21 protein-coding genes are annotated in these 22,606 nt (G+C 38.7%); 19 read left to right on the forward strand and 2 right to left on the reverse strand.

From position 1 onward, the window contains the following. The first annotated feature begins 104 nt into the window (after positions 1-104). From MLE14_RS12575 to MLE14_RS12615, 9 genes are all read left to right on the forward strand, one after another. Complete coding sequence (locus MLE14_RS12575; RefSeq protein WP_243298730.1) at positions 105-1,097, forward strand: aromatic acid exporter family protein; 993 nt, start codon at positions 105-107, stop codon at positions 1,095-1,097. Between the two features lie 45 nt (positions 1,098-1,142). After that, a complete protein-coding gene (locus MLE14_RS12580) occupies positions 1,143-1,685 on the forward strand; it encodes a L,D-transpeptidase (protein WP_243298731.1) in 543 nt (180 codons plus the stop codon). Positions 1,686-1,913: 228 nt separating this feature from the next. Beyond that, on the forward strand, positions 1,914-4,043 hold the full coding sequence (locus MLE14_RS12585) for a BglG family transcription antiterminator (RefSeq protein WP_243298732.1): 2,130 nt from the start codon (positions 1,914-1,916) through the stop codon (positions 4,041-4,043). Positions 4,044-4,068: 25 nt separating this feature from the next. Further along, the gene (locus MLE14_RS12590; RefSeq protein ID WP_243298733.1) at positions 4,069-4,512 is read left to right on the forward strand and encodes a PTS sugar transporter subunit IIA; all 444 of its coding nucleotides are present in this window, start codon (positions 4,069-4,071) and stop codon (positions 4,510-4,512) included. After that, positions 4,509-4,772 (forward strand): PTS sugar transporter subunit IIB, encoded by a 264-nt coding sequence (locus tag MLE14_RS12595; protein WP_243298734.1) that lies wholly within the window; start codon positions 4,509-4,511, stop codon positions 4,770-4,772. Before MLE14_RS12590 ends, MLE14_RS12595 begins: the two co-directional genes overlap by 4 nt. A gap of 23 nt (positions 4,773-4,795) precedes the next feature. Continuing rightward, positions 4,796-6,091 carry a PTS ascorbate transporter subunit IIC gene (locus MLE14_RS12600; protein ID WP_243298735.1) on the forward strand — a complete coding sequence of 432 codons (1,296 nt, stop codon included), beginning with the start codon at positions 4,796-4,798 and terminating at the stop codon, positions 6,089-6,091. 82 nt (positions 6,092-6,173) lie between these two features. Next, positions 6,174-7,166, forward strand: coding sequence for a phosphotriesterase family protein (locus MLE14_RS12605; RefSeq protein WP_243298736.1), 993 nt, complete (start codon positions 6,174-6,176; stop codon positions 7,164-7,166). Between the two features lie 13 nt (positions 7,167-7,179). Continuing rightward, positions 7,180-7,923 carry a creatininase family protein gene (locus tag MLE14_RS12610; protein ID WP_243298737.1) on the forward strand — a complete coding sequence of 248 codons (744 nt, stop codon included), beginning with the start codon at positions 7,180-7,182 and terminating at the stop codon, positions 7,921-7,923. Between the two features lie 135 nt (positions 7,924-8,058). Beyond that, positions 8,059-8,793 carry an SIS domain-containing protein gene (locus MLE14_RS12615; RefSeq protein ID WP_279326830.1) on the forward strand — a complete coding sequence of 245 codons (735 nt, stop codon included), beginning with the start codon at positions 8,059-8,061 and terminating at the stop codon, positions 8,791-8,793. 238 nt (positions 8,794-9,031) lie between these two features. On the opposite strand, the gene prli42 is transcribed toward MLE14_RS12615, so the two are convergent. Continuing rightward, positions 9,032-9,127, reverse strand: a complete 96-nt coding sequence (gene prli42, locus MLE14_RS12620; protein WP_243298738.1) for a stressosome-associated protein Prli42 — start codon at positions 9,125-9,127, stop codon at positions 9,032-9,034. 177 nt (positions 9,128-9,304) lie between these two features. Between prli42 and mce the strand changes: the two genes are divergently transcribed. From mce to MLE14_RS12645, 5 genes are all read left to right on the forward strand, one after another. Continuing rightward, positions 9,305-9,700, forward strand: a complete 396-nt coding sequence (gene mce / locus MLE14_RS12625; RefSeq protein ID WP_243298739.1) for a methylmalonyl-CoA epimerase — start codon at positions 9,305-9,307, stop codon at positions 9,698-9,700. A 20-nt stretch (positions 9,701-9,720) separates the two neighbouring features. Further along, positions 9,721-11,271: an acyl-CoA carboxylase subunit beta gene (locus tag MLE14_RS12630; protein ID WP_243298740.1), complete on the forward strand. Its 1,551-nt coding sequence runs from the start codon at positions 9,721-9,723 to the stop codon at positions 11,269-11,271. Between the two features lie 265 nt (positions 11,272-11,536). Then, positions 11,537-12,652, forward strand: a complete 1,116-nt coding sequence (locus MLE14_RS12635; RefSeq protein WP_243298741.1) for a tripeptidase T — start codon at positions 11,537-11,539, stop codon at positions 12,650-12,652. Positions 12,653-12,672: 20 nt separating this feature from the next. After that, positions 12,673-13,110, forward strand: coding sequence for a chemotaxis protein CheW (locus tag MLE14_RS12640; RefSeq protein ID WP_243298742.1), 438 nt, complete (start codon positions 12,673-12,675; stop codon positions 13,108-13,110). A gap of 82 nt (positions 13,111-13,192) precedes the next feature. Further along, positions 13,193-14,374, forward strand: a complete 1,182-nt coding sequence (locus MLE14_RS12645; RefSeq protein ID WP_243298743.1) for a DNA polymerase IV — start codon at positions 13,193-13,195, stop codon at positions 14,372-14,374. Between the two features lie 46 nt (positions 14,375-14,420). Here the strand turns inward: MLE14_RS12645 and zwf are convergent, their stop codons facing one another. Next, a complete protein-coding gene (gene zwf, locus MLE14_RS12650; RefSeq protein WP_243298744.1) occupies positions 14,421-15,920 on the reverse strand; it encodes a glucose-6-phosphate dehydrogenase in 1,500 nt (499 codons plus the stop codon). 261 nt (positions 15,921-16,181) lie between these two features. Here zwf and MLE14_RS12655 point away from each other — a divergent pair, with 261 nt between their 5' ends. The 5 genes from MLE14_RS12655 (at position 16,182) to MLE14_RS12675 (ending at position 22,591) form a co-directional block, all read left to right on the forward strand. Then, positions 16,182-16,883, forward strand: coding sequence for an ABC transporter ATP-binding protein (locus MLE14_RS12655; RefSeq protein WP_243298745.1), 702 nt, complete (start codon positions 16,182-16,184; stop codon positions 16,881-16,883). A gap of 12 nt (positions 16,884-16,895) precedes the next feature. After that, a complete protein-coding gene (locus tag MLE14_RS12660; RefSeq protein WP_243298746.1) occupies positions 16,896-19,160 on the forward strand; it encodes an ABC transporter permease in 2,265 nt (754 codons plus the stop codon). Positions 19,161-19,240: 80 nt separating this feature from the next. Beyond that, positions 19,241-20,161 (forward strand): ribonuclease Z, encoded by a 921-nt coding sequence (gene rnz / locus MLE14_RS12665; protein ID WP_243298747.1) that lies wholly within the window; start codon positions 19,241-19,243, stop codon positions 20,159-20,161. A gap of 311 nt (positions 20,162-20,472) precedes the next feature. Beyond that, positions 20,473-21,180 carry a response regulator transcription factor gene (locus MLE14_RS12670; RefSeq protein ID WP_243298748.1) on the forward strand — a complete coding sequence of 236 codons (708 nt, stop codon included), beginning with the start codon at positions 20,473-20,475 and terminating at the stop codon, positions 21,178-21,180. After that, the gene (locus tag MLE14_RS12675) at positions 21,170-22,591 is read left to right on the forward strand and encodes a sensor histidine kinase (protein ID WP_243298749.1); all 1,422 of its coding nucleotides are present in this window, start codon (positions 21,170-21,172) and stop codon (positions 22,589-22,591) included. Before MLE14_RS12670 ends, MLE14_RS12675 begins: the two co-directional genes overlap by 11 nt. Positions 22,592-22,606 lie beyond the last annotated feature (15 nt).

The raw sequence follows: 22,606 nt of genomic DNA on the forward strand, positions 1-22,606 counted from the left end.
AAAAATCTGTGGGACTTTTTATTTTGTGGTATTCTTGTAGCAGATTAGACAAGAATATTGATATTGTTAGAGCAGGGCATATTTTATAATTTGAGGGGTAACACATGTTTAAAATTGGTTATCGTACAATCAAGACAGCGGTGGGTGCCGTGGTATCAATCATGATAGCTCAACTGTTTCAGCTGGAGAATTTTGCTTCAGCCGGGATCCTCACCATTTTATGTATTAAGCCAACCAAACGGAAATCTCTTAAAGCTGCCATAGATCGATTTGTAGCTTGTTTTATTGCTTTATTATTCGCAAGTCTCTTTTTCGAATTGATTTCTTATCATCCGATTGTAATCGGAATTTTATTATTAGTCTTTATCCCTGTCACAGTAAAGTTAACCGTTCAGGACGGTATCGTAACGGCAAGTGTTATTATTTTACATGTATACATGGCTGAAAAAATAACGGTGTCCTTTCTATTGAATGAGGTTTTTCTTATTGTCATAGGCCTGCTTGTCGCACTTCTGTTAAATCTTTATATGCCATCTCTTGATAAAAAACTATTAGAAATTAGGGATGAAGTGGAACTCCATATTTCAAACATTCTGCGTAATATTGCCAACTATCTGAAAATCAATGATGAGGGTTTGCTTGCAAGTGAAATTACGGGACTGGATCAGGCAATTCAGCGAGGCAAAGCGTTAGCTTTTAAAGATTATGAAAATCGTCTTCTCCAAGAGGAGAATCTTTATTTTACTTATTTTGCTATGAGGGAAAAGCAATTTCATATTATTGAGCGTGTTCTTCCATTATTAGCATCGTTCCAGTTTAATACGTCCCAGAGAATCAAAGTTGCCGATTTTATTCAGGAATTAAGCGACCATGTTCATTCGGGTAATACAGCCCATCATTTTTTGTATAAATTGTACCGGTTAAAGCACGATTTTGATCAAATGGAGCTTCCGAAAAGCCGCCAAGAATTAGAAGAACATGCCGCTCTTCTGAATTTTGTCAGAGAAATGGAACAATATTTACAAATTAAAAGCCATTTTAAAGGTTTATATGATCCTGGCCAAAAGATGCGGAGAAAAAAAGAAACAGCGGAGTGAATGGAATCTGAATTGTTCATGCACACTATAAATAGGTGATGGACTATGAAAATACTCCTTGCATTCATATTAGCTGTTATGTCACCAATATGGCCGATTGGAGAGAATCCATTGCCGGGTGACCCCTTTATCATCGTTAATAAAAAGTTCAATAAACTCGCTTTTGTACTTGATGAAAAAATTGAAGTCTATCCAATCGCTACTGGGAAAACCGAAGATTTAACGCCAGAAGGACTATTTACAGTGACTGTAAAAGCAATTAACCCTTATTATCGAAAATTAAATATTCCTGGGGGCCATCCGAAAAACCCTTTAGGAAGCAGATGGATTGGGTTTGATGCATTGGATACAATCGGAAGAACCTACGGAATTCACGGTACCAATCGTCCTGAATCGATTGGCATGTATGTTTCCAACGGCTGTATTCGGATGAGAAAAGAAGACGTGGAGTCCTTATTTGATCGAGTTCCAATTGGAACAAAGGTGCTGGTTGTTTCCACCTATAAATCATTTTATGATTTAGCCGTTGAAGCTGGGGCAATCATGGATGAATCGCAAAAATTAAAGTGGCCATTAGTGATGAATTGATACTCACTAATGGCCACTTTTTTAATGAAACCACTACAAAACCAAGGTTCCCTGTTTGAATTTGAATAAAAAAGATTAATCGATTCAGTCCAATTTTGCACAAAACAATTGCGCGGGATTTGGTCTTTTAAATAAAGCATTACAAGCAGTATAGTATATGTAAGCCATTTACCTATTAAAAAGTGAACACTTTTTTGCACATACTAAAGTGCAAAGGAGGTATGAAACATGTCATTAGATAAACGAAGTATTGCGATTTTATCGTATCTTGTAGATGCAAAATCCTATGTGTCTGTAAAGGAACTGATGGAAAAATTCAAGATTTCCAGGCGAACAATATACTACGATATCGAAAAGGTTAATGGCTGGTTAAAAGAAAATAAATTAGAACCGGTTAAACATGTAAGAGGGGAAGGGTTTAAACTCGAGGAACATACATCCTTACAAATTCCTGAAAAAATTGAATTATTCAGGACTTGGCAATATGAATATTCTGCAAAGGAACGAAAAGCTTGGATAGCCCTATATTTACTGGGAAGTGATACTTCATTTTATTTGGATGATTTAATGGAGAGGACTCGTGTCAGCCGAAATACTACACTAGATGATTTAAAGGTATTAAAAGAGGAGATAGAAAGATTTCACTTGTCCTTAGAATTTAATCGTAAAACAGGTTATACCATTATAGGAGCAGAGGATGAAAAGCGAAAAGCAATCGTATATTATTTGTCCCGTGTCCTCCCTAATGAAGGCTGGCAGACATTGCTGGCAAAAATACCTTTTATTTTGAATCGTACCGATACAAATCTAGAAGATCATGCAGATCTTTTTAGCGCAGAAGAAATGAAAGCGGTGCAGCAAATTGTCGCAGAAAGCGAAAAAGATCTTCATATACAATTTACAGATGAATTTTTCTATAGCTTGACCTTACGCTTAATGTTTTTTGCAAGAAGGTTAACGCAAGGAAAAAAAGTAAAAATCAATGAGGTAGAAAAAGAAGTCCTTAGTGAAACGAAGGAATATCAAGCTGCTAACAGACTATCGAAAAAACTGTCGATTGTGTTAAATGTAGATTTCCCAGAAGATGAAATTTTTTATATAACGAAACATTTACTAAGCTCAAGGGTTCAATTTTCTGAGCGATTATCTTCGGAATGGGAGAAATCTGAGACTCAAATCTTAGCAGAAGTTGTTTCTAATATGGTAACTGACTTTCAGAAGTATGCATGTGTATTTTTTAAAGACAAAGAACTATTAGAAAAAAATTTACTGGTTCATATAAAACCTTCCTTTTATCGAATTAAATATGGTCTTGAAGTAGAAAATCAGATAGCTGAATCATTGAAAGAGAAATATCCAGATATTTTCCTTCTTACTAAAAAGGTAATTCATCATCTTGAAAAAGTCGTTGGGAAACGTGTTCATGAAAATGAGATTGCTCTTATTGCTATGTACTTTGGCGGTTGGATGAGAAGAACTGGGGTCAAACCGGCAAATCGGAAAAAGGTCATCATTGTTTGTGCAAGCGGATTAGGAACTTCAAAGCTGCTTGAGTCACAGTTAGAGGGACTTTTTTCTACTATTGATATTATTGGAAGCGTTTCACTGAGGGAATATGAAAAAAACGATTATAATGTAGACTTTATTTTTTCAACAACACCCGTACAAAAGAAAAATAAACCTGTTTTCATAGTTAGCCCGATTTTAACAGATGCGGAGAAGGAAAGCCTTTTAAAAAAAGTAAACGCTTTATTGGACACAAATGTATTGCAGAAGCAGAATTCTGTGGATGCATTGATGGAAATCATAAAAAAACATGCAACCATTAGTGATCAAGCAAATTTGGAAAAAGAGTTGAGACAATATTTAACAAAGCCAAAATCCAAATTGCAAGCTGCTGCTAAACCATCATTACAAAACTTACTCCAGAGAGAAATGATCCAATTGGAAAAAGAAGTCACGGACTGGCAAGAAGCGATCCGAGTCGGTGCGATTCCATTATTAAAAACGAATCATATACTTGAGAATTATGTAGATGCGATGATTGATTCCGTTATCAAAAATGGTCCATATATAGTGGTTGCGCCAAAGGTAGCAATTCCACATGCCAATCCTGAGGATGGAGTAAAAAAATTAGGAATGAGCTTACTATGTTTAGAAAAAGGGGTTCGTTTTTCTGACTCACCAAAACATGATGTGCAGGTAATGATAGTTCTGGCTCCCATTGATGGAGAAACCCATTTAACCGCTTTATCACAATTAACCAAAATGTTTTCAGAGCCAGAAAATCTAAAGGAAATCATTCAATGTCGTTCCGTCGAGAGAATACTTGAAATAATAGAAGCCTATTCGAATTAATGTAAAGAAAAGGAGTAACTATTTTATGAGGTTTTTAGATGAAAGCCTAGTTGCCTTAGATGTGGAAGTAACATCTTCATACGAAGCTATTAAAGCTGCGGGAGCTTTGTTAGTCAATGAAAGGGTTGTTGAAGAAACCTATGTTGAAGCGATGCTTCAATCCTATCAAAAGAACGGACCATATTTTGTATTAGCGCCTAAGGTTGCTTTACCTCACGCAAGGCCAGAGGATGGAGTAAAGGAGGCATCTGTGTCATTTATTCGGCTCAAAAATCCAGTCGAATTTGGAAGTAAATTGAATGACCCGGTTAAATTTGTGTTTGCGCTAGGAGCTTCTTCAAGTGATGAACATATTCAAATATTACAAAAACTAACATTACTGCTGAATGATCCAACTAATCTAGAACAATTGGAACTAGCTATAAGTTATCAGGATATTAAAAAAATTATCGGAGGGAAACAAGGATGAAAATTTTATGTGTATGCGGATTAGGTCAAGGAACTAGCTTAATTTTAAGAATCAATGTCGAAACCGTTTTAAGAGAACTAGGGGTACAAGCTGATGTGGATAACACAGATGTTTCAAGTGCATCAAGTGAAAACCCAGATTTTATCATAACAAGTAATGAATTAGCTCAATCCTTAGAGGGGCATTCTTCAAAGATTATTATTGTTAATAACTACTTTGATATGAATGAGATTAAAACGGCTCTTAAAAGCAACCTATAAAACTTATTAATGGGGGAAAAATAATGGAAGCTATTCAATGGATTGCAACAAACATATTTGGGGTTCCAGCTATTTTATTAGGTTTTATCGTTTTACTAGGTTTACTGTTACAAAAGAAGTCTACGAGTCAGACGATTAGCGGAACTTTTAAAGCCATGATCGGATTTTTAATTATCAATGCAGGTGCTGGTGTAATTGTTGGCGCATTAACTGTATTTGAACCGATGTGGAAGGAAGTATTTGGTTTAGAAGCAAGCTCATTTGGCAACTTCTTAGGTCAAGAAGCCTTTGGGGTGAAATACGGCTCTGCTGTAACTCTTGCGATGTTTATTGGTTTTATTATTAACGTATTGTTAGCGCGATTTACGAAATTTAAATATATCTATTTAACCGGACATATGATGTTCTGGACGACTACGATTTTTGCAGGAATCATTATTGATGCAGTTGGAGATGTTTCATTTGGAAAGCTTGTTCTTTTCTTATCTATCTTCATGGGACTATATTGGACACTTCAGCCAGCACTCGTTCAGCCTTTTATGCGTAAAGTTACAGGAAACGATAATATTGCATTAGGTCACACGTCAGCAGTTGTCGCTATTTTAGCTGCATTACTCGGTAAAGTACTAGGTAATAAGGAAAATGATTCTGAGAAAATCAAACTGCCAAAAGGTCTCGAATTTTTAAGAGATTCAAACGTAATTACAGCATTAACAATGGGTATTCTTTTCTTTGTTGGAGCCATCATTTTAATTGGAAAAGGCACTCCTGGTGCTGATGAGCTGATCGCTCAGGCTGGTGACCAAAACTTTATTATTTACTCTATTATTCAATCATTAACATTCGCTGGCGGTATTGCCGTTGTACTACTTGGGGTTAAAATGTTCATCGGTGAAATTGTACCTGCATTTAACGGGATTGCTACTAAACTAGTTCCTGGTGCAAAGCCTGCGCTAGATTGTCCAGTAGTCTTTACATTTGCTCCAAACGCAGTTATTTTAGGTTTCCTTGGAGCATTTGCTGGTGCGCTAATTTGGCTAGTGATTTTAGGAAATACCGTAGCTTATGTATTTGTTCCAACTATGATCGTATTATTTTTCCATGGTGCAACAGCTGGTGTGTTCGGAAACTCAACTGGCGGGGTGAGAGGTGCACTGCTTGGCGGTTTCGTCACAGCTACGATTGTTGCATGGGGACAGTATATTACCGTTAAATTTTTACTTGATTCAACGATTCCAGACACAGCCATGTGGGCTGCAGACTCTGACATGTTTGTTTTAGGTCCAATTGTAAGATGGATTGGTCAATTATTATTCTAATACCGGAAAGGGTCTGACCTGCTTATGGCCAGCCCCTTTTTGCTCATATGAATACACTACATTACATCGGAGGTTATTTAAAATGAGCTTTATTCGTACATTTAATGGTGATATCAGGCCTGAGGAATTAGGTTTTACGTATTCACATGAACATATTGTTTGCCGCCCGGATTATTGGCTTCAACGCGGTGAGGACGATCTTCTTTTAGATGATAAGGAAAAATCACAAAAAGATGTTGAAGATTTCAAGCGCCACGGTGGAAAGACGATCGTCGATGCAACGGCGATTGATTACGGGCGTGATGTTAAAGCGGTTAAGCAAATCTCTGATGAAACAGGTGTCCAAATAATTGGGACTGCGGGGTTTAATAAAAGCTTTCTGTGGGATGCAAGAATAAAGCCAGAATTAAAACCAATCATTGGTCACTATGAAACGTATGCTGAATGGATTGACAATACTCCCATAAATAAGCTAACTGAGTTTGTCATTCGTGAAGTAGAAGAAGGTCTTGAAGGGACACCTTTTAAAGCTGGACAAGTAAAATTTGGTACAGGATATAACAGAATCACTCCACTAGAGGAAAAAACACTGAGGGCAGTGGCGAGAGCACACCATGAAACAAAGGCACCTGTCCATTCACATACTGAGGCAGGAACGATGGGTCTAGAGCAGCTTGAACTCTTGAAAAGTGAAAATGTGAACCTTGAATTCTTAAGTCTAGGTCATATGGATCGTAATCCTGATCCGTATTATCACGAACAAATTGCTTCGACTGGTGCTTATTTAAGCTTCGATGGTATTGCAAAAATAAAATACGCTCCAGAAAGCACGCGAATTCAATGCATTTTAGAGCTTGTTAAAAAAGGGTACGAGAATCAAATCTTAGTTAGCGGGGATACGGCAAGAAAAACGTATTATAAACACTATGACTATGGACTTGGGCTTGAATATATTATTGCGAAGTGGGTTCCGCGCTTTATAGATGATGCAAACCGTCAAGGATTTGATGGAGAGAAATTAGTTCATAAATTTTTTGTTGAAAATCCGGCACGTTGCTTTGCATTCAAAAAATAAGAGGTGTATCAGGTTGAAGTTTCAAAATGAAAATTCATATGAGGTCAAAGAAAAAATAGAAAAGAGTAAGGTTGCGATTTTACCAATTGGGGCTGTTGAAGCTCATGGTCCCCACCTTCCGCTCGGAACAGATAATTTTTTAGCTGAAAGGCTGTCGGAACGGGTTGCAGAAAAAACAGGAGCATTGGTTTTGCCAACCTTGCCTTATGGACAAGTGTGGAGTCTGAGAAAATTTCCGGGCAGCATTAATATTAGTAATGAATCTTTAATTTCTTTATTAGTAGATATGGGAATTAGCTTATATGAACAGGGTTTCCGAGTTTTTGCAATGATTAATGGTCATTTAGGAAATGCTGTTGCTTTAAAGGAAGCTGCGAGAAAGCTTTATCACCAATATCCTGATTATAAGATACTTTATTTGTTTTACCCAGGGACAAAAAGGGTGATTGAGGAAGTGAGAGAGACAAAATCCTCACATGCAACGTATTTCCATGCTTGTGAAATCGAAACCTCCTACATGCTTTATTTAGCTGAGGAGTACGTCGATATGACGAAAGCCATTACTGACATCCCTAATATTCCCATGAGTGCCGATGTAACACCAACCCCTTGGGAGGAATTTACAAGCACAGCGGTATTAGGTGATGCAAAAATTGCAACAAAAGAAAAGGGGCAAAAAATTATAGAAGCCGCTATTGAAAATATGGTGAAGTTAATTGAAGGTGCGAAAAGTGAAATGAATGCCACAAAAAAATAGATTGTAGACGCAGTTTGTGATACAGGTATTCATGTTTTGAAGCCGCATGTCTTTGGCTCTGCCATCGATAAAGTAACCGAAGGTATGATTCCAAATGCAAAAAAAAATTATTCAATCGGCAAGGAGATAAATGAGATGCTTTTACATTATTTTGATATGGCCAAAGAAAGAATTGAACTCGTCGAAAAGACAGAAAAAGTTAAGTTGCAGGAAGCTGCAATAAAAGTGGCCGAGGCAATCCAAAATGGTGGGATCATTCAGTTGTTTGGCTGTGGACACTCACATATTTTAACAGAGGAGGTATTCTATCGTGCAGGTGGATTAGTTCCTATTAAACCGATTTTTATCGAACCATTAATGCTTCACGAAGGGGCATTGCGTTCTTCGCAGCTAGAAAGACAAAATGATTATGTCGGCGAATATTTAAAAGATTACGAGATAAAGCCGAATGATGTTGTTTTTGTATTATCAACATCAGGAAGGAACCCGGTGCCAGTTGATGTTGCTAATGAAGCCAGGAGTAAGGGTGCATTTGTAATAGGCATAACTTCTCTTGAATATTCACAAAGTCAGCCTTCGAGACATAAGAGCGGTAAGCATTTATTTAACTCAGTCGATCTTGTGATTGATAATCATTCAGTCAAGGGTGATGCCATATTATCCTATGAAAAGGTTAAGGTTCCATTTGGTCCGACTTCTACGGTGGTAGGTGCCGTAATTTTAAATGCTATCTTTGCAGAAGCAATTATGATCATGGCTGATAATGGCTATGAACCTCCCATTTTTTTAAGTGGGAATATTGATGGTGCAGATGAACATAATGATAGAATTATAAAAAAATACAAAGAAAGAATTCCGTTATTATCTTAAATAATAGAATGGCCAGAGACAGACGCTAAATGTCTGTTTCTGGCCATTTGTTTTTTTATACTTTCAGATCAAATAAAAATTTATGTTGAAGCATATTCGACGCAGTCAAAATTTTTAGGATTAAAGTGCGACGGGCAAGAGACATAGTCAAGCTATGCATCAGGACGTGGCGTTTTGAGCGTGATAAGCGCAACTAGGGATCGCCTGAGCCTATCCTAAAGCGCTAGCCAAGTTTTCTTTATAAAAACCAGCTGACTCCCATTAGCAAAGTAGAAGCAATCATAGCAAAAAGCATTAAATAAACTACTATTTTTCGTATCTTTTTATTTCTCATAGAAGGCGCTCCTTTCTACAAACTCCTTTTTATATTGTACAAAGATTTCAAGCTTTCAACAAGTACACCAAATATGGGAAAGCAGAGGTATTTCATATTTGGTGCAGGAATTTCGACAAAAATAGAGAATGTATTCCAGTAAAATAGAATCGTCGTTTAGCAAAAGGAGGAGTCAGCTTGGAAAAGGTAGATCATATTGGTATTGCCGTGCGCTCAATTGAAGGGGTTCTCCCTTTTTATAAAAATGTTATGCAGCTAGAACTGATTAAAACAGAAGAGGTTGAATCTGAAGGGGTACGTGTTGCTTTTCTGCAGGCTCATAATACAAAAATTGAACTGCTGGAACCATTGCATAAGGAGAGTCCAGTAGCAAAGTTTATTGAAAAAAGAGGAGAAGGGATTCATCATCTTGCCTTTCTTGTTCAGAATATTGAAACCGAGATCCAAAGATTGAAATTTCAGGGAGCACAATTGCTTCAGGAGCAGCCTAAGCGGGGAGCCGGAGGAGCCAAGGTTGTATTCTTGCACCCAAAACAAGCCAACGGAGTGTTATACGAGATTTGCGAAAGATAAAATAAGGGGAGAAATCTGATATGGTGGACATTTACGAAAAAATTAATGAACTTTACGATAAGCGAAGAGAAATAGAGCTTGGCGGTGGAGACGAAAAAATTAGAACACAGCATGAAAAGGGAAAACTGACTGCAAGAGAAAGAATAGAGCTGCTTTTAGATGAAGGAAGTTTTGTGGAATTGAATCCATTTATTGAACACCGGGGTCATGATTTCGGTCTAAATGGAACCAAGGGACCAGGTGACGGAGTGGTGACTGGCTACGGGAAAATCCATGGGCGTCCCGTTTATCTATTTTCCCAGGATTTTACTGTATTTGGCGGGGCATTAGGAGAAATGCATGCGAAAAAAATTGCCAATGTAATGGATTTGGCGGCCAAAAATGGAACCCCTTTCATCGGGTTAAATGATTCAGGTGGAGCACGTATACAGGAGGGAGTCGTTTCGCTTGACGGATACGGCCACGTTTTTTACCGTAATGCGATTTATTCTGGGGTAATTCCGCAAATCTCAGTAATCATGGGACCTTGTGCGGGTGGAGCTGTTTATTCGCCAGCGATTACAGATTTTGTTTTTATGGTCGATGAAACCAGCCAAATGTTTATTACAGGTCCTAAAGTGATTGAAACGGTAACAGGAGAAAAAATATCGTCGGAGGATTTAGGCGGTGCTCATGTCCATAACTCCATCAGCGGCAATGCCCATTTCCGCGGACAAACAGAAGAAGAGGTATTGGAGAAAGTAAGGGCCTTGCTTCGATACCTGCCTCAGAACAACGAGGAAAAAGCGCCAATCGAAAAGACGGCGAACGGGGATGACTACCGGTCTAACTTAACTGATCTAATCCCGTTTGATCCAGTCCGTCCTTATGATGTCCGTGATGTTATCGCTGAAGTGGTCGATCCTCATACTTTTTTTGAGGTGCATAAAGAATTTGCAAAAAACATTGTCGTTGGATTTGCCAAATTGAAAGGAGAAACAGTAGGGCTTGTTTGTAATCAGCCGAAAGTGATGGCAGGGGGGTTAGACATCGATTCTTCTGATAAAGCAGCCCGATTTATCCGCTTTTGTGACTCATTTAATATTCCGCTCCTTACATTTGAGGACGTTACTGGTTTTTTCCCTGGCGTGAAACAAGAACATGGGGGCATTATTCGCCATGGGGCAAAGATTCTTTATGCTTATTCTGAGGCCACTGTTCCAAAAATAACAGTGATTTTAAGAAAAGCATATGGGGGAGCATATGTAGCTTTAAACAGTAAATCAATTGGGGCGGATCTGGTATTTGCCTGGCCAAATGCTGAAATTGCTGTAATGGGTCCACAAGGAGCGGCAAATATTATCTTTGCAAAAGAGATTGCATCCAGTCCAAACCCTGAAGCCACTAGGAGAGAAAAAATTGAAGAGTATCGGCAAAAATTTGCAAATCCTTATGTGGCAGCTAGCATGGGTATGGTCGATGATGTGATTGACCCTCGCGAAACGAGAATTAAATTAATCCAGGGTTTAGAGATGCTTCGAAATAAAAAAGAGCAAAGACCAAAGAAAAAGCACGGGAATATCCCTTTATAATAATGCTATGTCAAAACTTAATGCTGATAAGCGGTCAAAACTGCTCGGTGCGCGGGCGAATTCAAGACACCTCCCCGCTCGACCCTCCCTGCGGGGCTCGATTGGCTCGTTTTTCCGCAGGAGTCCTCCGGTTTTGACTCCATATTAATAAAAAACGTTCAAGTGCAATTTTACACAGCCTATCAGTGCGCTTCCCCAGCTTGTATCATTCAGCTAGTGAGCGTTATACTAGAATGGAAGTGAATAATCGGAGGGAATACATAATATGAACGCAGAACGATTGCTACAGGAATTCCTTGAATTAGTACAAGTAGATTCAGAAACAGGGTTTGAAACAGAAATTGCTAAAGTTTTAAAGGAAAAGTTTTCTAGTCTTGGATTGGAGGTAGTAGAAGATGATACTACCAGCCAGACAGGCCATGGTGCAGGGAACTTAGTTTGTACACTGCCAGCTACAAAAGAAGGTGTGGATCCGATTTATTTTTGCTGCCATATGGACACAGTGGTTCCTGCCAAAGGCGTTAAGCCCAGTGTGAAGGATGGCTATGTGGTAACAGACGGAACAACCATATTAGGTGCCGATGATAAAGCAGGGATTGCGGCTATGCTGGAAGCGGTTCGTACTTTAAAAGAAGAAAAGATTGAACACGGACAAATCCAATTTATCATAACGGTTGGAGAAGAGTCAGGCCTTGTTGGAGCGAAAGCACTAGACTCATCCCTGGTAAAAGCAAAATATGGGTATGCGCTCGACAGTGACGGAGCAGTAGGAAATGTCATCGTTGCCGCTCCAACTCAAGCAAAAATCAAAGCAATTATCCGCGGGAAAACAGCCCATGCAGGAGTTGCACCTGAAAAAGGCGTTTCAGCAATCACAGTTGCGGCTAAAGCAGTGGCAAGAATGCCTCTTGGCCGGATTGATGAAGAAACGACTGCTAATATTGGCCGGTTTGAAGGCGGTACAGCTACTAATATTGTAAGCGACCGAGTAGATATTTTAGCTGAAGCCCGTTCTCTTGTTCCGGAAAAAATGGAACAGCAAGTGGCGAAAATGAAGAAAGCATTTGAAGAAGCAGCAGAAGAAATGGGCGGAAAAGCTGAGGTTGAAGTAACGGTTATGTATCCGGGATTTAAATACTCAAAAGATGATCAGGTAGTTCAGATTGCACAAAAGGCAGCTGCGAAAATTGGCCGCTCAAGTGAGCTTTTAAAAAGCGGAGGTGGCAGTGATGCCAATGTCTTCGCCGGTATGGGCGTGCCTACAGTCAACCTTGCTGTAGGATATGAAGAAATTCATACAACCAATGAACGGATGCCAATTGAAGAATTAAACAAATTGACCGAAATGGTAATCGCCATTATTCAGGAAGTCAGTCAATAAAACCCAAGGAGAGAAATAAAATGGCAACATTAGGACATGCCGTCACATTTATCATGGGTGATCAGACATTCGCCATCTCATTAGACTATATTAAATCAATCGAACCATTTAATTTAATAGAAGCTGCTAAGTCAGGCACAGGTATTATACTTGGAAAAAGTGTAATCCGTGATGAAGAGGTATTCGTACTTGATTTACAGTCTTTTTTGTTGAATCGTCCGTTTGAACCGACGGAGAATTCCCGGCTTCTATACGTCGAAGCAGAAAATGAACATTTTGCGATAGCCATTTCCGATGGAGAAGTGACGAACGGCCACAATCTTGAACTAAAACCAATGGGGTTGGCCGGAAATTCGGAAAATCAGTTTTTTACAAATGTAGTTTTACTGAATGACCAAATTATCCCAATAATCGATCCGCAAATATTGTTTGGAACTTTTAATCAAAAAGTAAGTTGACAAGCTGCCGATTCGGCAGCTTGTTTCTTTTTTGGGAGTTATTATAAGATAAATGTATATTTGATGAAAAGAAGGGTTCTCCATGGAATCTAAAGCAAGAGTTATTTTTCATATCGATATGAATAGTTTTTACGCATCGGTTGAAACAGCTTTTCATCCTGAATTAAAGGGCTTGCCGCTCGCGATTGCCGGAAATGCTAAGGAACGGAGAGGCATTATTGTGACGTGCAGCTACGAGGCAAGGAAATTTGGTGTAAAAGCGACGATGCCGATATGGGAAGCGAAAAAGTTATGTCCTCACCTCATCGTAAGAGAACCGGATTTTGATAAATACCGTTCTGTTTCGAAACAAATGTTTCGGATTTTAGAAGAATATACAGAATGGGTGGAGCCGGTATCGATTGACGAAGGCTACATGGATGTAACGGAGGCTGAGGGAAAACTGCATCCGATTTTATTGGCGGAAACAATTCAAAAACGATTGCTTGATGAACTGCAGCTTCCTTGCAGTATTGGAATCGCTCCAAATAAATTTTTAGCGAAAATGGCTTCAGATATGAAAAAACCATTGGGAATCACCGTTCTGCGGAAAAGAGATATAAATACGAAGCTATGGCCTTTAGAAATCCAAGAAATGCATGGGATCGGGAAGAAGACGGCTGAAAAATTGCGGAAAATGGGAATGCATACCATTGGAGATTTAGCAAATCAATCGGAGTTGACCTTAAAGGTAGCTCTTGGTATTAACGGAAAAAAATTATGGGAACGAGCAAATGGAATTGATCGGAGAAAAGTCGATCCCGAGAGTGTCAATGAAATAAAATCAGTGGGGAATTCAACCACTCTTCCGCGGGATACGGACAATATACAGGAGATATATCAAATTCTCGAAAGACTGACGGATCGGGTTAGCAAACGTCTAATAGCAAGAGGTTACGTCACAGAAGGAATTCAAGTAACGATTCGCTATTTTAACAGGAAAACCGTTACGAGAAGCATGACCCTGAATGATGCCCTTTATAAAACAGAGGATTTATTCTATTTTGTAAAGCAGCTATTTTCTGCGAATTGGAATCATGAACCTATCCGCTTACTAGGTGTAACCGCAAATCACCTGCTTGATAAAAAAAGCTTTGTCCAGCAGCTTGATCTATTTTCTTTTGAAAAGGAAGAAAAACAAGTTCGATTGCAGGAAACCCTGCAAAAATTAAATGCAAAACATGGAGATGCGATTATCAGAAAAGGAATAGAACGAAGGCAATAGAAAAAGAGGCCAGTTTATTAGCCTCTTTTTTGATTTATATATCCTTTTAACAATTTTCAACATCTAAATCTGTAACCGGCCACCAATGGAAACCGTCATTTTCTAATAACTCATCTGCCTTTCTTGGCCCCATTGAGCCAGCCTTATAGTTTGGAAAGGAAGGTTCTTTTATTTCTTCCCAAGCCTTGGCAATCGGATCGATATAGGTCCAGGATAAAGCTACTTCATCCCAATGGGCAAAATTGGTAGCATCTCCCCTTAAGCAGTCATATAAAAGCTTTTCATAAGCCTCTGGCGTATTCATTCCATCGGTGCTTTTATTGGAGAAATTAAGCTTTATTGGAGTGGCATCCATAAATTGGCCAGCTTTTTTGGCGTTAAGATGGAGAGTAATTCCTTCATCCGGCTGAATATGTATGACCAATAAATTGGGGTTCAGTGTTTCTTCTGTTTTCATATATAAATTCATTGGGATATCCTTAAATTGGATGACAATCTTCGTGGACTTTTCTGTAAGACGCTTGCCTGTCCGGATATAAAATGGAACTCCGGCCCATCTAAAGTTGTCTATCATGAGCTTTCCGGCCACAAATGTTTCAGTATTGGATTGAGGATCTACATGATCTTCCTCGCGATAAGCAATCACTTGCTTGCCTTTACTCTCCCCTGCATCGTATTGTCCCCTTATAAACGATTTCTCAATTTCATCTCCAGTAACAGGTCTTAATGCTCTTAACACTTTGACCTTTTCACTTCTGATTTCATTTGTGTTTAAACGAATTGGGGGCTCCATTGCCAGAAGTGCCACCATTTGCAGCATATGATTTTGTACCATGTCACGCAAGGCACCGCTGCTCTCATAATAACGTCCGCGGTCTTCAACACCCAGCGTTTCGCTGGAGGTTACCTGGATGTTTGAGATAAATCGGTTATTCCATAGAGGTTCAAAAATCGCATTGGCAAAACGGATCACCTCAATATTTTGAACCATTTCCTTGCCGAGATAATGGTCAATCCGGTAAATTTCTTCTTCATCAAAGGCTTGCCGGATATGATCGTTTAACTCCTTCGCTGATGCAAAATCATGTCCAAATGGTTTTTCAATAATTAACCGGTTAAAACCAGTTTCTGACTTTAAATTTTGTTTATAAAGGGACTCAGCAATGGTACCAAAGAATTGCGGAGCCATTGCTAAATAAAAGATGCGGTTGCCGCCGATCTCGTAATGTCCATCCAATTCATCAATCAAGGTTTTAAGCTTCACAAATTCATCTGTATTTGAAACATCCATGGGCATATAGTAAAAATGTGAGATAAATTCGTCTAGCTCATTCACTTGTCCCACATGCTCAAGAATCGATTCTTTTACTTGATTATGAAATTCCTCTGTCGATAGCTCTCTTCTTGCAGTTCCGACAACAGCAAAATTTGAATGAAGCCGGTCTTTTTTAAATAACTGATAAATAGACGGAAAAAGCTTGCGGTTAGCTAAATCACCAGTGGCTCCAAAAATAGTTATAAGTGCTGATGGTAGGTTTACGGACAATGTTGTTCCCTCACTTTTTAAATACGATTGTGATATTTTCGTTCTTATGTAAAACATGTAAAACAATTTTTTATAGGATTTCATAAAATATGACACTTATTCGAGATTTTTCCCGTATAAATGTTATCCTTTTCTCTGGATAAACGCAAATGAATTTGCATAAAAAATATTTTTTCCTAGTTGAAAAATGTGTTTGTAAAAGATGAGAAGCATTTTTGTGAATCGGGGAGCAAGCGAGTCAAATTACAAGGAGTGAATTAAATGAGTGTTCAGTTAAAAAGGGTAACGAAAACATATCAATCGGGTGAACTAAAAGTTACAGCTTTAAAAGATGTAGAAGTCGAGATTCCTGATGGAAAAATGGTCGTGCTGTTAGGCCCATCTGGATCTGGAAAATCAACATTATTGAATATAATTGGCGGAATTGATCAGCCTGACGATGGAATCGTTTCTGTGAATGGCTGGGATATTGCCAGTGCCACAGACAAAAAATTGACTCAATTCAGAAGAGAAGAAGTGGGGTTTATTTTTCAGGCTTACAACTTAATTCCTAGTCTGACAGTTTATGAGAATGTCGAGGTAGGAGCGCAAATCAGCAAAAATCCTCTAGCTATAGATGAAGTGTTAGAGTGGGTTGGATTGCTTGATAAAAAAGACAAATTTCCCCATCAATTAAGCGGCGGTGAACAGCAAAGAACCGCGATTGCCCGTGCTATTATAAAAAATCCATCTATCCTGCTATGTGATGAACCCACAGGGGCCCTTGACGAAGGAACGGGAAAAATGGTGCTGGAGTTATTGCAGAACATACAGGAGACTTATGGAACAACTATTTTAATTATCACACATAATCCAGGTATTAGCGAAATAGCTCACATCGTACTCAAAATGAAAAGCGGTGAGATCGTTTCTCAAACAGAAAATAAAGCTCCGATTCCAGCGAAGCAGGTGAATTGGGTATGAGTCTGCAGAAAGGTGTATTTCGAACGGTTTGGAAGCGAAAGGTGCAGTCTTTCGGGGCTATCCTCCTTTTTACTCATAGCTGTTATGCTTTATATAATGATGAGCAATTCTCTTTCAAGTTTAGATAAAAGCTATCAGCAATTTAAAAACGATTTTATACAGGAAGACTTCCATTTTATTGCGGCAAATCAAATAGAAGAATCGCAAGTTGACAGATTAAAAGAAGAGTTTTCGATTCAGCTTGAAGAACGTTCATTCACTGATGTGTCATTGGAAGGGGAAGAAACATTAAGAGTTTTAACCGTATCAAAAGAAGTGAATCTTCCCTATGTGTCCGATGGACTGCTGCCTGAAACAAAGAATGAAATTGCTTTATCGGAAAAATTTGCAGAAACTCTTAATGTGAAAGTAGGCGATTCTATTCGTATTAAGGGAAATTCCTATACCATATCGGGTCTCATTTTTCTGCCTGACTATGTGTACCCAATTGAAAATGAAACGAATCTTCTATCAATCCCTGGTTCCTTTGGCGTGGGTGTTATGACTGAGGAAGGAATGTCTGCTTTAGGCTTGCCCTTAATCACTCAATATATGGGCGTCACAGAACAAAATTCAGACCTTACTGAATTGAAACAGGAAATGAACCAGGTTGTCCCGGTTCTAAAATGGGTCAATGCTAGCGAAAACCCTGGGATTTCTACTTTTGAAACAGAGGTGGAAGGCTCCAAAAGCTTTTCAACGGTTCTTCCTCTTTTCATTACTCTATTGGCGATTATGATGGTTACATTACTTGTAACCAAACAGATTGAATGGGAACGAAAACAAATAGGAACTCTAAAGGCCCTAGGGTTTAGTAAAGGAGAATTAGTTAATGCTTATATCTCTTTACCGTTATTAGTAGGACTTACGGGTACAGTATTAGGCAGTATAGCAGGATGGCTGCTTTCTGCTCCGATTCAAGCTTTGTACACCGATTATTACCATATTCCGTCTCTCACTACAGTCGGAAACCCGCTTATATTTGTATGGGCGATTGCAGTCCCTGTCTTTTTAATTCTTATCATTAGCGGGATTGCAATTCATCGAAAAGTATCCAGTGATCCGCTCACATTAATGCACGGAGCTGCTATAGGCGAGCTGAAGCATTACAGGACAGTGGGAAGTCGGTTTGTATCACGCTTTTCCAATTTTCAAACGAAGTATCGTGTCCGTGCCATGCTTCGCAGCAAGAGCCGAATGTTTTATATGCTGATTGGTTCAATTTTTTCATCTGTTACCCTATTATTTGGATTTTTAAGCATGAATTCGTTGGATACCCTTTTTACTGATACCTATCAAAACGTAAATAAGTATAACTATGCTGTTCATTACAACAGCATTCAAACTGAACAGGATGCAACAGGGGGAGATCCTTTTGCGCTAATCCAAGCTGAAATAGGGACAATCAATGTAAATGATAAGAAGAAAGCCGTTGCAGATCAGACCGTAACTCTCTACGGGGTGGATCCTGAGGTTACTTTAGTGGACCTTTCCGTTGGTGAAAATAGCGGCAATATTTCGGCGGCTTTAAAGGATGGAGTTATCATCAATCAGGTAATTGCCTATACTCATGATTTACATTTGGGTGATGAGATCACGTTAATCAGCTCAACCAATGGAGAAGAGATGACTTTTCAGATTAATGGGATCGTAGATTCTTACACCGGTGCTTCTCTTTATACAGACATAGCTATCCTTAATGAAATGGCTGGATTTCCTGAGCATAGCTATACAGGAATCTGGACCATGGAGGAGCCAAAAGATCAAAGTGAGATTTTTATGATGGAAGATAAGTCCAAAATTGTGGATTCATTTGAAAGTCTAATCGGTCCATCGCGATTCTCGATTTTAATTACTGCGGGCATAGCAATCTTTATTGGGGTATTAATTATGTCATTGTTGACAAATATGATTTTAGAAGAAAATACGTATACGATTTCCATGCTGAAAGTTCTGGGATATGAAAACAAAGCAATTGCAAAAATGGTATTAAACCTGTATACGGCAGTAGTCATTGTCGGATACCTTCTTTCGATTCCGCTTTCGCTTGCAGCCATGGAGAGCATTGTAAAATATTTGGCAGGGGAAACCAGCTTCGCCTTGCCAGTTGAGTTAAGTCCAATCTCGTTAATCGCCGGGCTGCTCATTATGCTTGTAACCTATCAATTATCACTATTTGTTTCTAAACGAAAGGTTGCTAAAATTTCACTTCAAGAAGTTATGAAACGTCAGGACTAATGCAATATGGTATGATGATTACAAGCCGGGCTCATCTAAGAGTTCGGCTTGGTTAATATAGGAAAGTTGAGGTATTTCGGATGGAGTTATTATTTTTAGGAACAGGCTCTGGCGTTCCTTCAAAAATGCGTAATGTTACCTCTATCGCACTGAAGCTGTTAGCAGAAAGAGGGACAGTCTGGTTATTTGATTGCGGGGAAGCAACCCAGCATCAAATTTTACATACAAATTTAAAACCAAGAAAGCTTGAAAAAATCTTTATTACCCATTTGCATGGTGATCATATTTTTGGACTGCCAGGTTTGCTCGGAAGCCGATCATTTCAGGGAGGCGTTGGTCGCCTGACCGTTTATGGACCTATTGGGATTAAAGAGTATATTGAAACAAGTCTTCGTCTTTCTGGAACACATCTTAAATATTCGCTGAAAATAGAAGAATTTACGGGTGGGGTTATTTTTGAAGATGAAAATTGGCAAGTAGAGGTGTTGCCCCTTCAGCATGGAATGCCATCGTATGGGTTTCGGATCACGGAAAAGGATCAGCCCGGACCGCTATTAATTGAAAAATTGAAAGAAATTGGAATTAAACCAGGACCTCACTTTCAAAAGCTAAAAAATGGGGAGACGGTCGAATATGATGGCCAAGTTCTGAACGGGAAAGATTTTGTCGGACCGCCCATTAAGGGACGGGTTGTTGCCATTTTGGGAGATACAGTTCCATGTCAAACAGCGGTTGAGTTAAGCCAAAATGCCAATATTGTTGTACATGAAGCAACATTCTCCGAACATGAGGAAGAGATGGCCAGAAACTATTTTCACTCTACAACAAAGCAAGCAGCCTTGCTAGCCAGAGAAGCCAATGCAAGACAACTGTGTATGACTCATTTTAGTGCCCGTTACCAATATGAAGATTTGGCTGAATTAGTGAAGGAAGCAAAGCAATATTTTCCGAATGTTGTTGCGGCCTATGATTTTTTGGAGATGGACGTGCCAAGAGAGTAAGCACTAAAAAGGCGATTTGTTGAAATATGTTTTTATGCGTTGATAATAAAGATCAATTCGCTGATAAAAGGTTTCAACTCATTGAAAAGGGTTGAATCTGTTGATAAACGGGGAGGCGAAAACTGCTAAATCCGCTGATATCAGGTTTATCGTATTCGAATAGTATTAGACCCGCAAAAGCCTAAATATGAACAAACTATGACCAATCGATGAATATTATAAGAAAGTTTTTGATAATAGTTGCTTCTTAAAAGTATTTATTTAAAGTTAAAAGTAGAGACCTGTTGGATGTGTGAAGGGGGAGACATCAAATGAAAATTTTAGTGATTGAAGACAATCAAAGTGTCTGCTCAATGATTGAAATGTTCTTTACAAAGGAAGGGATTGACGGTGAGTTTGTCAATGACGGATTAGAAGGGTATGAACGTTATAAAGAAGATCATTGGGATTTGCTCATTATTGATTGGATGCTCCCTGGGATGGACGGAGTTACGCTTTGCCGGAAAATAAGAGAGGAAAATAAGGAAATCCCGATTATTATGCTGACTGCGAAGGACAGTGAATCGGATCAGGTGCTGGGTCTTGAAATGGGTGCGGATGATTATGTAACGAAACCCTTTAGTCCGTTAGCGTTAATGGCTAGAATTAAGGCGGTTAGCAGAAGATATAAGCATTCCAATCATGAAGAAGAAATCAGCCCATCTCCTTATAAAACGAACTATCTTAAAGTCAATAAAGAAACGAGAGAGGTATACCTTAATAATCAGCTGATTACAAATCTGACCCCAAAGGAATTTGATTTGCTTTATTTTTTTGTGCAGCATCCACGGCAGGTTTTTTCTAGGGAACAGCTGTTGGAAAGAGTATGGGGCTATCAGTTTTATGGAGATGAACGAACTGTAGATGTCCATATAAAACGGCTTCGAAAAAAATTAGAGAATGACACCTATACCCTATTCCATACGGTTTGGGGCGTTGGCTATAAATTTGATGAAGCGGTTGAAAAGGATGAAAATTAAATATTTTTATCAGCAATTTATTAGTCATATTAGTGTGATTGTTGTCGCATTTTTAGTTTTAAGCCTGCTCTTTACCCAATACATGGAGAGAATTGTCTATCAAAATAAAGCAGACGAATTAATTACGTATGGAGAAAATATTCTTCGGGAATTTGATAGAACGGTATTCGGAAGAGAGAATATTTTAAATCAGTATTACAATGTACTTAATGACCGTGATATTTTATTTGCGGTTTTTGATGATAAAAGCTCAATCCTTTATGCGGGAGACTGGTTTATCACGCAAGACAGACTTACCGAGAGGGAATGGAATCTATTAAAATCCGGAAAAATTGTTGAAGTCAGACAGGATCTTAAACGATTCGAACAAGATGTCTCTCTTGTGGCAGTACCTTATTTTGATAATGGAGCGTTTATCGGCGGTATATTATTAATCTCCCCGATTAGCGGCATAAGAGAAATCATCAGTGAAATGAATCAGTTTTTATCGATTGCTGTTTTAATTGCGTTAGCTGCTTCATTATTGCTAAGCTCGGTGTTATCTTATATTCACGTGAAACGAATCACACGAATAAGAAAAGCGACCTCTTTAGTTGCATCGGGTGACTATTCTGTTCATCTTCCATCCTCGACCTTTGATGAAATTGGGGAGTTAGCTAATGATTTCAATCAAATGGTGAAAAAGTTAAATGACTCGATGGAAGAGATTAAAAGCCTAGAAAACAGAAGAAGACAATTTATGTCGGATGTATCGCATGAATTAAGAACACCGCTAACTACGATTCGAGGCGTGATAGAAGGCTTGAAAAATGACATGATCCCTGAAGAGAAAAAGGAGAAGGGGATTCAATTAGTAAGCCAGGAAACAAATCGTCTGATCCGCCTTGTAAATGAAAATCTGGATTATGACAAGATCAGGTCAAATCAAGTAACGCTTTTTAAAGTAGATATTCAGCTGTCTGAAGTGATGGAAATAATAAAAGAGCAATTACAGCTTCAGGCGGATGAAAAAAACAACCAAATCATTGTGGATGTTGAAGAAGGTCTGATTGTTCATGCTGATTATGATCGCTTGATTCAAATCTTAATTAATATAACGAAAAACAGTATTCAGTTTACGGATGACGGAAGCATTTTCCTGCGAGGAAAATCCGCTGAAAACGAGACCATCATTGAAATCGAAGACACAGGTATTGGAATCGATCCGCAAGAGGTAGAAAAAATATGGGACCGTTTTTATAGAGCGGATATATCGAGAAAAACAAATCCGTATGGAGAATTTGGGTTAGGTTTATCAATTGTGAAACAACTGGTTTTGCTTCATAATGGCAAGATTGATGTAACCAGTGAGAAAGGAAAGGGAACGAAGTTTGTCATTCGTTTTCCATTAATAAAAAGCAACTCGATATAATAAAAGCTGTTGGGC

This window comes from Bacillus litorisediminis, from assembly GCF_022808645.1.
GTDB classification, from domain to species: Bacteria; Bacillota; Bacilli; order Bacillales; family JC228; genus Bacillus_BF; species Bacillus_BF litorisediminis.

Excerpts from the sequence above, each read along its gene's own strand:
- MLE14_RS12575 (WP_243298730.1), top strand. The coding sequence starts at position 105 with ATGTTTAAAATTGGTTATCGTACAATCAAGACAGCGGTGGGTGCCGTG.
- MLE14_RS12580 (WP_243298731.1), top strand. The coding sequence starts at position 1,143 with ATGAAAATACTCCTTGCATTCATATTAGCTGTTATGTCACCAATATGG.
- MLE14_RS12585 (WP_243298732.1), top strand. The coding sequence starts at position 1,914 with ATGTCATTAGATAAACGAAGTATTGCGATTTTATCGTATCTTGTAGAT.
- MLE14_RS12590 (WP_243298733.1), top strand. The coding sequence starts at position 4,069 with ATGAGGTTTTTAGATGAAAGCCTAGTTGCCTTAGATGTGGAAGTAACA.
- MLE14_RS12595 (WP_243298734.1), top strand. The coding sequence starts at position 4,509 with ATGAAAATTTTATGTGTATGCGGATTAGGTCAAGGAACTAGCTTAATT.
- MLE14_RS12600 (WP_243298735.1), top strand. The coding sequence starts at position 4,796 with ATGGAAGCTATTCAATGGATTGCAACAAACATATTTGGGGTTCCAGCT.
- MLE14_RS12605 (WP_243298736.1), top strand. The coding sequence starts at position 6,174 with ATGAGCTTTATTCGTACATTTAATGGTGATATCAGGCCTGAGGAATTA.
- MLE14_RS12615 (WP_279326830.1), top strand. The coding sequence starts at position 8,059 with ATGCTTTTACATTATTTTGATATGGCCAAAGAAAGAATTGAACTCGTC.
- prli42 (WP_243298738.1), bottom strand. The coding sequence starts at position 9,127 with ATGAGAAATAAAAAGATACGAAAAATAGTAGTTTATTTAATGCTTTTT.
- MLE14_RS12630 (WP_243298740.1), top strand. The coding sequence starts at position 9,721 with ATGGTGGACATTTACGAAAAAATTAATGAACTTTACGATAAGCGAAGA.
- MLE14_RS12635 (WP_243298741.1), top strand. The coding sequence starts at position 11,537 with ATGAACGCAGAACGATTGCTACAGGAATTCCTTGAATTAGTACAAGTA.
- MLE14_RS12640 (WP_243298742.1), top strand. The coding sequence starts at position 12,673 with ATGGCAACATTAGGACATGCCGTCACATTTATCATGGGTGATCAGACA.
- MLE14_RS12645 (WP_243298743.1), top strand. The coding sequence starts at position 13,193 with ATGGAATCTAAAGCAAGAGTTATTTTTCATATCGATATGAATAGTTTT.
- MLE14_RS12655 (WP_243298745.1), top strand. The coding sequence starts at position 16,182 with ATGAGTGTTCAGTTAAAAAGGGTAACGAAAACATATCAATCGGGTGAA.
- rnz (WP_243298747.1), top strand. The coding sequence starts at position 19,241 with ATGGAGTTATTATTTTTAGGAACAGGCTCTGGCGTTCCTTCAAAAATG.
- MLE14_RS12670 (WP_243298748.1), top strand. The coding sequence starts at position 20,473 with ATGAAAATTTTAGTGATTGAAGACAATCAAAGTGTCTGCTCAATGATT.
- MLE14_RS12675 (WP_243298749.1), top strand. The coding sequence starts at position 21,170 with ATGAAAATTAAATATTTTTATCAGCAATTTATTAGTCATATTAGTGTG.